Source organism: Vibrio sp. V38_P2S17PM301, from assembly GCF_009904845.1.
GTDB classification, from domain to species: domain Bacteria; phylum Pseudomonadota; class Gammaproteobacteria; order Enterobacterales; family Vibrionaceae; genus Vibrio; species Vibrio proteolyticus.
On the sequence record NZ_WXWO01000044.1, the window covers coordinates 1 to 11,264 of the forward strand.

At 48.4% G+C, this 11,264-nt stretch carries 12 protein-coding genes and 1 pseudogene; 3 read left to right on the forward strand and 10 right to left on the reverse strand.

What is annotated here, in order from left to right; all coding sequences use genetic code 11:
- Positions 1-173: 173 nt before the first annotated feature.
- From CAG64_RS09810 to CAG64_RS09835, 6 genes are read right to left on the reverse strand one after another with little or no spacing between them, the layout of a single operon-like run.
- Positions 174-578 (reverse strand): GFA family protein, encoded by a 405-nt coding sequence (locus tag CAG64_RS09810; protein WP_161457322.1) that lies wholly within the window; start codon positions 576-578, stop codon positions 174-176.
- A 51-nt stretch (positions 579-629) separates the two neighbouring features.
- Positions 630-1,022: a VOC family protein gene (locus CAG64_RS09815; protein ID WP_040902666.1), complete on the reverse strand. Its 393-nt coding sequence runs from the start codon at positions 1,020-1,022 to the stop codon at positions 630-632.
- Positions 1,019-1,489 (reverse strand): HAD family hydrolase, encoded by a 471-nt coding sequence (locus CAG64_RS09820; RefSeq protein WP_161457323.1) that lies wholly within the window; start codon positions 1,487-1,489, stop codon positions 1,019-1,021. Before CAG64_RS09820 ends, CAG64_RS09815 begins: the two co-directional genes overlap by 4 nt.
- Before the next feature lie 28 nt (positions 1,490-1,517).
- On the reverse strand, positions 1,518-1,991 hold the full coding sequence (locus CAG64_RS09825; RefSeq protein WP_161453770.1) for a response regulator: 474 nt from the start codon (positions 1,989-1,991) through the stop codon (positions 1,518-1,520).
- A gap of 2 nt (positions 1,992-1,993) precedes the next feature.
- Positions 1,994-3,319 carry a sensor histidine kinase gene (locus CAG64_RS09830; protein WP_161457324.1) on the reverse strand — a complete coding sequence of 442 codons (1,326 nt, stop codon included), beginning with the start codon at positions 3,317-3,319 and terminating at the stop codon, positions 1,994-1,996.
- Between the two features lie 4 nt (positions 3,320-3,323).
- The gene (locus CAG64_RS09835; protein WP_161457325.1) at positions 3,324-4,742 is read right to left on the reverse strand and encodes an SLC13 family permease; all 1,419 of its coding nucleotides are present in this window, start codon (positions 4,740-4,742) and stop codon (positions 3,324-3,326) included.
- A gap of 282 nt (positions 4,743-5,024) precedes the next feature.
- Here CAG64_RS09835 and purT point away from each other — a divergent pair, with 282 nt between their 5' ends.
- Positions 5,025-6,203 carry a formate-dependent phosphoribosylglycinamide formyltransferase gene (gene purT / locus CAG64_RS09840; protein WP_161457326.1) on the forward strand — a complete coding sequence of 393 codons (1,179 nt, stop codon included), beginning with the start codon at positions 5,025-5,027 and terminating at the stop codon, positions 6,201-6,203.
- 51 nt (positions 6,204-6,254) lie between these two features.
- On the opposite strand, the gene CAG64_RS09845 is transcribed toward purT, so the two are convergent.
- The gene (locus CAG64_RS09845) at positions 6,255-6,905 is read right to left on the reverse strand and encodes a thiopurine S-methyltransferase (RefSeq protein WP_161453772.1); all 651 of its coding nucleotides are present in this window, start codon (positions 6,903-6,905) and stop codon (positions 6,255-6,257) included.
- Between the two features lie 344 nt (positions 6,906-7,249).
- On the opposite strand from CAG64_RS09845, the gene CAG64_RS09850 reads away from it, so the two are divergent.
- Positions 7,250-8,023, forward strand: a complete 774-nt coding sequence (locus CAG64_RS09850; RefSeq protein ID WP_021705503.1) for a RelA/SpoT domain-containing protein — start codon at positions 7,250-7,252, stop codon at positions 8,021-8,023.
- A 115-nt stretch (positions 8,024-8,138) separates the two neighbouring features.
- Here CAG64_RS09850 and ihfA read toward each other — a convergent pair whose 3' ends face one another.
- The 3 genes from ihfA to CAG64_RS09865 all read right to left on the reverse strand — a co-directional run bounded on the left by ihfA (position 8,139) and on the right by CAG64_RS09865 (position 10,239).
- Positions 8,139-8,435, reverse strand: coding sequence for an integration host factor subunit alpha (ihfA, locus tag CAG64_RS09855; RefSeq protein WP_021705502.1), 297 nt, complete (start codon positions 8,433-8,435; stop codon positions 8,139-8,141).
- A gap of 418 nt (positions 8,436-8,853) precedes the next feature.
- Positions 8,854-9,507 carry an isochorismatase family protein gene (locus CAG64_RS09860; RefSeq protein ID WP_021705501.1) on the reverse strand — a complete coding sequence of 218 codons (654 nt, stop codon included), beginning with the start codon at positions 9,505-9,507 and terminating at the stop codon, positions 8,854-8,856.
- A gap of 18 nt (positions 9,508-9,525) precedes the next feature.
- Positions 9,526-10,239, reverse strand: a complete 714-nt coding sequence (locus CAG64_RS09865) for an NUDIX domain-containing protein (protein WP_021705500.1) — start codon at positions 10,237-10,239, stop codon at positions 9,526-9,528.
- A 283-nt stretch (positions 10,240-10,522) separates the two neighbouring features.
- Here CAG64_RS09865 and CAG64_RS09870 point away from each other — a divergent pair.
- A pseudogene (locus CAG64_RS09870) lies at positions 10,523-11,264 on the forward strand (nicotinate phosphoribosyltransferase); the annotation flags it as partial.

Genomic DNA, 11,264 nt, shown 5'->3' on the forward strand with positions numbered 1-11,264 from the left:
ATTCAGACCATTCTTATTGCGAAGAATTATATTTTCGCAAAATTGAAAATGCAACTTGATGAGCACATAAATCATAAATAAACGATATAATACTCATAAAAAGTTATTATGCATCATTCTTATAGTTAGTTATCGTTATATAAAAAAGCCCGATATTACCAGGCTTTGAAACATTACTTTGCCGGATATTGTGCGAATTGAGTTAATTCATCATAAATATCAAACCAAGGCGCTTTGTCCGCAACAAAGATATGAAAGCTAGGTTTGTTTGACGGTATTGAATCCAATACACCCAGTCGAATATTCATCATCCCAGTCTTTGGTTTTAGCGAATACAGGCTGGAACCACAGTGGCGGCAGAACGCCAGTTGGGTATTCTCACTCTTAGTGTAAACCGAAATGTCTTTCTCTCCAGTGACAACCCGAACTTTAACAGCCTCGATACCACCAGCAGAAGAATAATCTGAGCCTGTGAACTTACGACACTCAGAACAGTGGCAGTTCCCCATGTATGCGAATTCATCTGGCATCGCAAGTGTCACGTTGCCACACAGACAAGATCCTTGCAGAGTCGTCATGCTATTCCCCATCAATATGTAAAATACGCACACATTAGCATATCAAGCCCGTTAATTCGATGGCGTCAGGCGGTTGGCCACTTCGATCAGGTTGCCATCCGGGTCACGAAAATAGACCGAACAGATGGGGCCCACCGCACCGGTGCGTTTCACCGGACCGTCGGTGATGGTCACTCCTTGGCGCTCAATATGGGCCAGTATCTCACTGACGGGCACAGGGGTAATAAAGCACAAATCTGCACTACCGGGTTGTACATGCTGGGCTTTGGGTTCGAATTCCGCGCCATGTTGATGGAGGTTGATCTTCTGCTCGCCAAACCTGAGTGCCTTTCGCCCCTCTCCAAACTCCACCACTTCCATGCCCAGCACCCGATGGTAGAAATCGATAGTCACGTTAACATTGCTGACCGTTAACACCAGATGATCCAAATGCGACACGTTCATCCTTTTAGCACCTCGGGTAACTGTTTAAGTGAAACAATGGTTTCGACCTCATCGGATAGGCATTCCGTTAACCAAATCGCTCGTAACCCAGCCTGACGTGCCGGGAGAATATCCTTATCCCAGTTATCTCCGACCATCATTATCGCTTCCGGTTCTTCCCTCAATTGTTGGCTAACCTTACGATAAAATTGTGCTGAGTCTTTCTCCAGGCCAAGATTCGCAAAACAGAAGTAGCCGCTGAGATATCTGGCCAGCCCAACCCGTTCAAACGCAAGCTCGATGTCACAAACCGCCGAATCCTTAGCACTGGTCGCAATGTATAATGCACAATGTTCGGACAAACTCGATAAGGTCTCCGCAGCGTGCGGCATCACCTCAATCTCTGGCCAGTCACACATCTTGCCACGATACTGAGGAAAATCGACCATCAGTGTATTTCCCCAATCGAACAGAATAATTGTTTGCATCGCACCTCCCTGAATAAACGATAAACAATTACCTCAGTCTACTGAGAACCACCGTCTGATCAAGGTGTTGCTGCAATTCGACATAATCGAGCCCTTGTTCGAAAATAAATTCAGTCACCAACGTCCGGACACACTCCACCAGCTCCGTTGGCTGCCAGGGCTTTTCAAAGTAGCGCTGGATGCCGGCGTGGTTGATGGCATGAATGGTATCTGCGTGGGTCGCCTGACCCGTCAACAATACTTTTTTGGTATGACTGAAACGGCTATCGCGGCTGACTTCCTCAAGCAACTCCACGCCGGTTTTCCCCGGCATCACGTGATCAGAGATCAAAACCGCGATCCACTCTCCCTCTGCATCCAGTTCATCCATCAATTCGAGCACTTCTTCTGCCGATTCACAATCTTCAATATTCAGCCAGTCGCTCAGAGGAGACAGATCCTGCAACACCGCACTCAATACCTCCCGCTGATCATCGACACAAATGACATTTAACTTTTCCATGGTTACTTACCCTCACTTGGTAGTTTTATCCTGAAAACGGTGCGCTGTTTGTCGCTTTTTACCGCGATCGTTCCGCCATAACCGGTAATGATCCGGCGCGCAATCGACAAACCCAAACCAAGACCAAACGACAGCCCGCCTTTCTTCGTCGTAAAACTGGGCTGGAAAATCTTACGACGAGTGGTTTCATCGATTTCAGGACCGTTGTTAGACAACGTGATCAGAATGCGCTGCTTACTCAGCCGAGTCTGGATATCAATTTCCGGAGCCTCCGTCTGCCGCATCGCATCACAGGCATTTTTGAGAATGTTGACCCAAACCTGCACCAGCTCTGTCGATGACGCAGTAAACAGTGGCAGCTCTGCAGGTCGTATCCGCACTGCCACTCGTCTGAGATCGCTCTGCAATAACGCAACCGCACGATGCAGCGTTTCATTAATGTCCACGGCTTCATCTTGCGAAATATCGGTACGGCCCAACTGTTTTACAGATTTGACAATGCCAACTGTGTGCCGGGTCGCCAAACGAAGATCGTGCAGATTGCGTCCAATTTCCCAGTATCGAATCGCGGCAACCGGGTCGGCTAACCAATGCGGCTCCAGTGCATCATCCGGTACAGCACGAGCCAGATTTCGCGCCAGCTCTTTGGGCAAATGATAGTCGCGCTCGAGTTCCCGGCCTTTGTTTCTCACCTGAACAGAGGACGCTTTCTGGCCGTGTTGCAATCCCAGTTCAAAATACAGACTGGCGTCTGGGTGCTGCTCTTCGAGCAGTTGCAATAAGACGCTCTCCAGACGCTGAGACTTACTGCTTACGACACCAATCGCGTTATTCAGTTCATGTGCCAACCCTGCTGCCAGTTGGCCTAGTGTGGTCATCTGTTCTGCGAGATGTAACTTTTGCAGTGCCCGTTCTTTGGCAAGTGCTTCCTGTGTCGCTCTGCGCTGACGTTGTGACAGCTCGTTGACAATCACTGGCATAAACTGCGTGGTCAGCACCCCATATTGTTCGGCGTCAATCGCTGCGGTGTGGCGATCTATCCATGCTAGCTCCGCCGCTGTTTTTGCTATCACCGTCGAACTGGCTGCGCCATTCCCGGAGAAAAAACTGTGCACGCCCAGAAATGCGCCTGGCATGGCCGAAAAAACTTTGATGGCTGACGCACCCTGCTCGGTAAAATACCCGTCCAGTTCACCGGCAATCACATAGTACAAACGGTCATTCTGGCTATCTTGCTCGATCAACTGATGCCCTGCTGAAACCTGAAGGCGCCGTTCCGGCTGACTAAAATAACGCGCAATCAGCGCTTGCAAGCCTGAGTCGTTCATGCGCTTATCCGATATGACCTACAGCGTGAAGAATCCACACCATGACAAAACTCAGCAATACCCCAATGACGCCCAGAACCACACCGATCCGAGCCATCTGGTTGCTTTGAACGTACCCAGTAGCGTGTGCCAACGCGTTCGGTGGTGTACTGATCGGTAACGACATTCCCAAGGACGCGGCAAAGGTCACGACCAAAATTAAGGTAATTTCGCCACCAAGCGGCATCAGTGAAGCCATCGAAGTACCCAATGCCGCCATAATGGGCATCAACAGGTTCGCCGTGGCAGTGTGTGACATAAAATTGGCCATCGCTAAACACAGGAACGCTGCACCAAACAGCACCACATAGGGAGAAAATTGATCAAACGGAATACTGTGAACCACCAGACGGGCAAGCCCGGTTTTGTCCAGTGCCAAGCCGAGCGCAATCCCCCCGGAGACCAGCCATAAGACATCCCAGGAAATTCTTTTCAGGTCTTCTTTGTTGATGATCCCTGTGAGAGAAAATACCGCGACCGGGATCAGCGCGACGGTGTAGGAGTTCATGCCGTGTGAAGAGCCCATCAACCAAAGGATAATTGTCAAAGCAAAGGTGATGTAAACCGTGATCGCTTTAGGTGTTTTTAGAAACTTGCCTTTGATACTCAATTCGATGGTCTGTTGTTCCGCTTTATACAGAAAGCCGATCAAAAACCAGGCGAGCGTCATCATGATAACCACAAACGGCACGCCAAAGGCCATCCACTCCCCAAATGTAATCAGGTTGTCCCCCACCAAATATTTCAAAGCAATCGCATTGGGGGGAGTGCCGATGGGAGTACCTATCCCGCCAATATTCGCCGCCACTGGGATGCACAACGCAAAAGCAATGCGACCCGGATCGTTAGAACCGAATACGGCAATCACTGGTGCCAGTATCGATAACATCATTGCGGTCGTTGCTGTGTTAGACATAAACATGGAAAACACCGCCGTGATCAACATCAGTCCCAACATGACGTATTTGGGATCGTGACCGAATGGCTTTAAAAGCACCCTCGCTAAGTTCACGTCCAGTCGATACTTGGTCGCCGCCATGGCAAGAAAAAAACCACCCAGAAACAGCATGATAATTGGGCTGGCAAATGTTGCCATAATATCCTGATATTTGAGCAGTTCACCAAAGTGTGGCTGTCCTTCTGCCAAGCGAAATAGGATGATGCTTTTGTCTGACAATAGCAGCAACTCCAGCACAATGATCACCACCGAAGTGGCGTATATCGGGATCGGCTCAAACACCCAACACAAAGCAGCTAAGAGAAATACAGCGATGACCCGCTGCTGGATGATGGTCATGCCGACAAACGGGAATGCGGATGAAGGCAGCAGCAGAACAAGCAGCGGAATGACAGTCGGAATTAGGTATTTTAGATACGGACGCATGGCAAAATCACTCTTCCTAAGGCAGATTTAACTCGGGTGTGGAGTAATAACTCGACAACCTGTCTGAAGCATTATCGGCCGTGTCGTGCTCTCTTTGTTTAGCGTCAGATCAATGAATTACACCACTCTATGAAATTTGTTTTGTAAATGTGCTGTAAGTCGGATTTCATGCCGTATTCATTCACCTGATACCGACAAATCGCCACGCGCAAACGTTTGCTTTTGAAAAAATAATGCGTATGATCGCGGAAAATTTTGTTCTGTGTCGAAAAAGGATGCGTCATGTTTGGTACTGCTACACGTAAAAATGCTACCCGGGTGTTGTTGCTGGGATCTGGAGAACTGGGGAAAGAAGTGGCCATTGAGTGCCAGCGCCTCGGGCTGGAAGTGATTGCTTGCGATCGCTACGCTGATGCGCCAGCCATGCAGGTGGCTCATCGCAGTCACGTTCTGGACATGCTCGACGGTGATGCGTTGCAATCCATCATTGAACAGGAGCGACCTGACTATGTGGTACCAGAGATAGAAGCCATTGCAACAGACAAACTGGTTGAGCTTGAAGCGCAAGGGTTGAAAGTCGTTCCGACGGCAAAAGCCACTCAACTAACCATGAACCGCGAAGGGATTCGCCGCCTGGCGGCAGAGACCTTGAAACTGAATACGTCACCGTACCGTTTTGCTGATTCCTTCGAAGAGTTTCAGCAAGCCGTACAAGACGTTGGTCTGCCATGCGTCTGCAAGCCAGTGATGAGTTCGTCCGGCAAAGGTCAGAGCGTGCTGAAAACACAGGAAGACATTGATTCAGCCTGGCATTATGCTCAGGAAGGCGGACGGACTGGGGCCGGACGTGTCATCGTCGAAGGCTTCATTGATTTTGATTATGAAATCACTCTGCTGACGGTACGTGCCTGCGATGGTGTGCATTTCTGCGCGCCCATCGGCCACCGCCAGGAAGATGGCGACTATCGCGAGTCCTGGCAACCTCAGGTGATGTCCGACAACGCACGCAAGGCCGCGGAATACACAGCGGAACAAATCGTCAATGCATTGGGGGGATACGGCATTTTCGGCGTAGAGTTGTTTGTAAAAGGCGATCAGGTGATCTTCAACGAAGTATCTCCTCGTCCGCACGATACTGGCCTGGTGACTCTGATGTCTCAAGACATGTCAGAATTCTCGCTCCACGTTAGAGCGTTTACCGGACTGCCTGTCGCAGGCATTACTCAATACGGCCCATGCGCCTCTGCTGTGCTGCTCGGACAGGGAACATCAGACAACATCGGTTACGAGGGCCTGGATCAGGCGCTGCTGCAACCCCGGACTCAAGTACGTCTGTTTGCTAAACCAGACATCGCAGGACGCCGCCGTTTAGGAGTAGTGATTACCCGCCGACCTAGCCTTGAGCAAGCACTGACTGACGCCATCGACTGCGCCTCTAAAGTTACAGTGACCTACGAATAGATCTCCTGACGGGGAACAAATATAAAAAAGCGCCCATTCACGGGCGCTTTTTCAAAATCCTTCAATCAGGAACACTTCTTCGGCAAATCGGCTCAAACCTTTTTTTGCGCGTTTGGGGTGTGATTCATCGGCAACATCCCGATGCAAGCGCGTCACCTGGTAGCCATCATACAGCTGACGAACTTCTTCTTCACTCACACTGAATGGCGGCCCCGCCATTTCATTTTGTTGGTAATCAAGCGTCACCAATAAAATGCGCCCACCCGGTTTTATCCGGGTTTTGAGATATTCAACATATTGGCCCCGCATTTCCTGAGGTAACGCCACCAGTGAAGCGCGATCATAAACAATGTCGACCGGCTCGATCGGCGCGGTAAAAAAGTCCCCGATGTACACGGAAAGCTCATCAAACTGATACAACTCATGTTCAGCGCTGATCGGAATGACCAAGGGGGTATAAAAGTGCTCGGCAAAAAATGCTCGTACCGCAATGGTACTCAATTCAACACCCTGAACGCTCTCATGCTTGCTGGCCAGCCAGACCAGATCTTCCGATTTACCACACAATGGAACAAAAACACTGTCTTCTCGTGCAGGATTGGTATGGTGCCAAAATTTAATCAACAATGGGTTCACATCGTCAAGGTGAAAACCTATCTGATTGGCCGCCCATTTGCTGTGCCAGAACTCTGGATCTCTCATTCTTATCTCGTGACTGACTTTACATGAGGCATAGCCTACCCCAATTCGAAAATAAACCAAAATGAACGACGGTGTTCATCTTCGATTAATCTTCCTCTGCCTATACTGATTCCACTTGTTTGACAGATAACACTTTGTTACAGGTTTTAGATGAACCTTCTGCTCTGAGAAACCTCTAATTTAAAGTCAATAATTTTGTGACTTGTCGCATAGTTTAAAAAACCAGCATTCTGGATGCGTTGTTTTCAGCATGGACGACCCAATAACAAGTTAGAGACCGAATTGCTTTGCGCTTAACCTTTTAAGTTCCCACTTTATAAGCCGATGCAAGTTAAGGAGAGCGAATGAGCTTATTTCTGCGTACTACAGCACTGATGCTTCTGGTACTAAGCCGTGCACCTGCCTTTGCAGCAATGCCTACCGTGCCTGGCAACGAAGAAACGCGTTCAACCAGCCAGAACGAGGTTTGTTCTAAACGCTTCAAACACAGCCTGAGTGGCCTGTATGGCATTCAAGCCATCGACGTCACGCCCCTCCAGCCTTATACAGATTTCGATGTTCTCTACAGTAAAGCCCATCAAGCACAGCGTGAACTGGAAACCATTTGTAAAAGCACAGCACTGCTGACATCAACCGACGCATATTTCGCTGGGGTAAAATCAGAGCAACGTGCCAAGGAAAAAATCGCCCACGAACTGAATGGGAAAAGCGAACGCATTACCGATTTGGCTCGAGCGACCATCGTTGCCAACGATGTAGCCAGCCTGGTGGATGTTTACGAAGCACTCGACCGTGAAGCAACGATCGTAAAAGTGAAAAACCGCTTTAAAAAACCGGCGGCATCCGGCTACCGAGATCTGAACTTGTTAGTTCGTCTGCCAAAAACCGGCGTAATCGCTGAAGTGCAATTGCATCTGAAAGCCATTGCAGACGTGAAAAGCGGACCAGAGCATGATTTGTATGAAGTGGTTCAATCAATTGAGCGACAGGCGGCGAGCGAGAACCGAGCATTGAACGATATAGAAATGGCTCGAATCAAGAATATTCGTAGCCAGTCAAAGGCACTGTATCAGGCCGCATGGCAACCTTACATTACCACTCACATTCAGGCGGCTTAAAATACTCTGCTCCAAAAACAACAAGCGACCATTTGGTCGCTTGTTCGCTCTGAAACCGTTGTGTGGCTGACGAAAAAACAAAAGACCACATACGGGAGTGTGGTCTTATGCGTCTTTACTTTTCGACTTTAATATTCTCGACGCGAGCCTTCAGTTTTTGACCCGGGCGGAATGTTACGACACGTCGAGCAGAAATAGGAATGTCTTCACCCGTTTTCGGATTACGACCCGGACGTTCATTCTTGTCTCGCAGATCGAAATTCCCAAAACCGGACAGTTTTACCTGTTCGCCACTTTCCAGAGCTCTACGAATTTCTTCGAAAAACACTTCAACCGTTTCCTTGGCATCCCGTTTACTGTATCCAAGCTTTTCAAACAGGTTCTCAGCCAAATCGGCCTTTGTGAGCGCCATAAAACTTCCCTCAAAGCTGTGTTAAACATTGCTGCCAATTGACAGCGCCAAAGCAATTCGCCTAGCCAATCAACAACATATCGGCTTTACCTTGGAAAGTGTATGCCAAGCTTCTGATTTTCGCCAACTTTTTTCTTAAGCGAATAGACAATAGCCATTCAAATCAAAGACATAAAGAACTGGCAACATCTAGTTTTATTCTGATATATCAATACAAAATCAACCATTTACCACATTTAAAACCAACCAAGATGAAAATATCAGAATAAAAGACCAGTTAAATGACAAATTTAAAATCTTTGTCATTTCTTTATATTTAGTGAAATCAATCACTTACCGTGTGGATATAACTAGTCACCCGATCTCATATCACTGTAGTAAACATCGTTGGCATTTCAACCAATATTGGCCGCACCTGTTATGCACTCACCGAAATAGATGCCGCAGTGTCGACCACAGTGACACCTTTTGCACTCAATTCAGCCGCCACCTGTGCGGTATTTTCCGCAAACACCGCTCGTGTTGCAGCCAGATTCAATACGACGTTAAAACCAGCCTCCAGCAACTGCTCTATCGATTTTTTGACACAAAAATCTAACGCCAGACCACCCACGATGACAGTGTGAATGCGGTTGGCACGTAAGAACTCAAGCCCCCCCGTTGACAATGTATCGGCCTGATCATGATAGAAAGCCCCATAAGGATGTGCATCCGGGTCGATGCCTTTATTGATTTGAAAATCATACTCACGCACCGCCGGCAGACCTGGTAGCAGCTCCACGCCTGGCGTACCAACCACACAATGAGGGTTCCATTTGATATCCACCTCAGGCAAACCTACCGGCTGCAACATCTGATCTGGTGTGTCCGCTTCCCAGGCAGCGCCAGGTGGATGCATATCTCTGGACACGAGCGTTAAAGCCGCTTTACTGTGATTGCGCTTTAGCTCATCAACAATATCGAGCGCGCCCGCCACCGGCAATTCATTCGGACACAGTTCGCTGAAGCCTTTCTGCGGATCCACATCCAATGCGGCAGTAGTCGCTCTATCCAACGTTACATCTGTACTCATGAGATATCCTTTGCGGTGTTACCGCAGACATGTCTGAAAATAAGTCACACTTTTCTGGCCAAGGCTGTACACCTGAGCAGGCTTGCCGCCTTTCCCCTTATTACTCGAAGCCATCTTGTTTGCACTGGTGATGACTCCTGTTTCAATCAGGCGCCGCTTCACTGTCATCCGGTTAACCTCAACACCGAACTTGGCGTAAGCCGAAATGATGTCAGAGACTAAAAACTCTTTATCAAGCGCAAACAGCGCTACGGAAGTATACTCCACCGCTGCACGCAGCTTATTCCACGCCAGCTTAATCAGGTCGGCATGGTCAAATGCCAAAGCCAATTCATTATTAAGTATACTATCCAGACGAAACCAACGAAGTTGTTCCCGGCACAAGCCGCAGTTGTTGATCTGCTCGACATTGGTATGGTTTAGCAGTGCGTAGTGCGCAATGGACACACTCCACCCATCTGGATCACGTTTTGGGTTGCCGTCCACCATAGGCTGACTGATGTAATTTGGGTAAGTGTGGATCTTCTGTCGACAGATACGCCTGCGCGCAGCGTCAAAATCTTCATCGGCGGGCAACCCGCCCTGCTCACTCATGTCCTGTTCAAACACGAAACCACCAGGGATCGACCACATACCACATTGGGGACGATTGGGGTTACTGCGCTTAATCAAAAGCACTTCTAACCCGTTGTCACCCAATTTCAGACATATCATGTCAATGGTTACTATCATGGTGGCCTCTTATATGTCTCTACTTGTTCGCTACCTTACCCAGCCATTATCACGAGGTCAACAGGAAAGTAACGATTTGTTATTAACTTAAAAATTAACGTTTAACCAGCAAGGTGGATGCTAACTTACTAGAATAGCTGACAAATCCCACTTTATAGAAAGTAGCACAATATTCGTGGTTAATAACACAAATTGACAAACTTGGCAGAGTTAATTACAGTTCCCCCATTAGGTAACAAACATAATGTTATTAACATTGCTCCTGATGGTTTAAGGATGCCTTATGAACGCCCAACTTTTTCATCACCGGATCATTCAAAGTGCGCTCGATCTCGATGTATACAAGATCAATATGATGCAAGCCGCACACCGACTGTATCCAGAAGCGCATGTCCGGTATGAGCTCATCGTTCGCTCCGATGAAGATTTGTCTGATCTCATCAATGAAGTGCGCGCGGAAATCGCTCAGCTGGCCAATTGCACATTCTCTGAGGCGGATATCCAGTATTTAACGATGAAGGCACCACACTTAAGTGAGGCATTTCTCGATTACCTGCGTTATTTCCGTTTTATGCCCCAGCAGCAAATCTGCGTTGATACCATTCGCACACTGAAAGGTAAAAAACAGTTACGCGTATCCATTGCCGGTAGCTGGAAAGACACCATTCTTTACGAAACACTGGTGATGAGCATCATCTCTGAGGTGCGTAACCGTCGTCGCTGGGACGACATTCCTTATAAACAGTTTATGTCGGTACTCAAAGACAAAGTGCAGCGACTCAAAGCAGAATTGTCAGCACGTCAGATCACCAACTTCCGCTTTTCAGAAATGGGCAGCCGCCGCCGATTCAGCTACCAGACACAACACGACATGCTGGACTACCTGCGCCAGGAAATCCCTGAACTCCTGAGCGGAACCAGCAACTATCATCTGGCCCGTGAGTTTGATCTGACCCCAATTGGGAGGGTTGCCCAAGAAGGGGGGAGGGAGGAGAAAGAGAGGGTCAACGGAGGAGAGGCAAAAC

What these genes read in the sequence shown, in the direction of transcription:
- CAG64_RS09835 (WP_161457325.1), bottom strand. Translation starts at nt 4,742, where the DNA reads ATGCGTCCGTATCTAAAATACCTAATTCCGACTGTCATTCCGCTGCTT.
- CAG64_RS09810 (WP_161457322.1), bottom strand. Translation starts at nt 578, where the DNA reads ATGACGACTCTGCAAGGATCTTGTCTGTGTGGCAACGTGACACTTGCG.
- CAG64_RS09860 (WP_021705501.1), bottom strand. Translation starts at nt 9,507, where the DNA reads ATGAGTACAGATGTAACGTTGGATAGAGCGACTACTGCCGCATTGGAT.
- CAG64_RS09865 (WP_021705500.1), bottom strand. Translation starts at nt 10,239, where the DNA reads ATGATAGTAACCATTGACATGATATGTCTGAAATTGGGTGACAACGGG.
- CAG64_RS09820 (WP_161457323.1), bottom strand. Translation starts at nt 1,489, where the DNA reads ATGCAAACAATTATTCTGTTCGATTGGGGAAATACACTGATGGTCGAT.
- CAG64_RS09850 (WP_021705503.1), top strand. Translation starts at nt 7,250, where the DNA reads ATGAGCTTATTTCTGCGTACTACAGCACTGATGCTTCTGGTACTAAGC.
- CAG64_RS09815 (WP_040902666.1), bottom strand. Translation starts at nt 1,022, where the DNA reads ATGAACGTGTCGCATTTGGATCATCTGGTGTTAACGGTCAGCAATGTT.
- CAG64_RS09830 (WP_161457324.1), bottom strand. Translation starts at nt 3,319, where the DNA reads ATGAACGACTCAGGCTTGCAAGCGCTGATTGCGCGTTATTTTAGTCAG.
- purT (WP_161457326.1), top strand. Translation starts at nt 5,025, where the DNA reads ATGTTTGGTACTGCTACACGTAAAAATGCTACCCGGGTGTTGTTGCTG.
- CAG64_RS09845 (WP_161453772.1), bottom strand. Translation starts at nt 6,905, where the DNA reads ATGAGAGATCCAGAGTTCTGGCACAGCAAATGGGCGGCCAATCAGATA.
- ihfA (WP_021705502.1), bottom strand. Translation starts at nt 8,435, where the DNA reads ATGGCGCTCACAAAGGCCGATTTGGCTGAGAACCTGTTTGAAAAGCTT.
- CAG64_RS09825 (WP_161453770.1), bottom strand. Translation starts at nt 1,991, where the DNA reads ATGGAAAAGTTAAATGTCATTTGTGTCGATGATCAGCGGGAGGTATTG.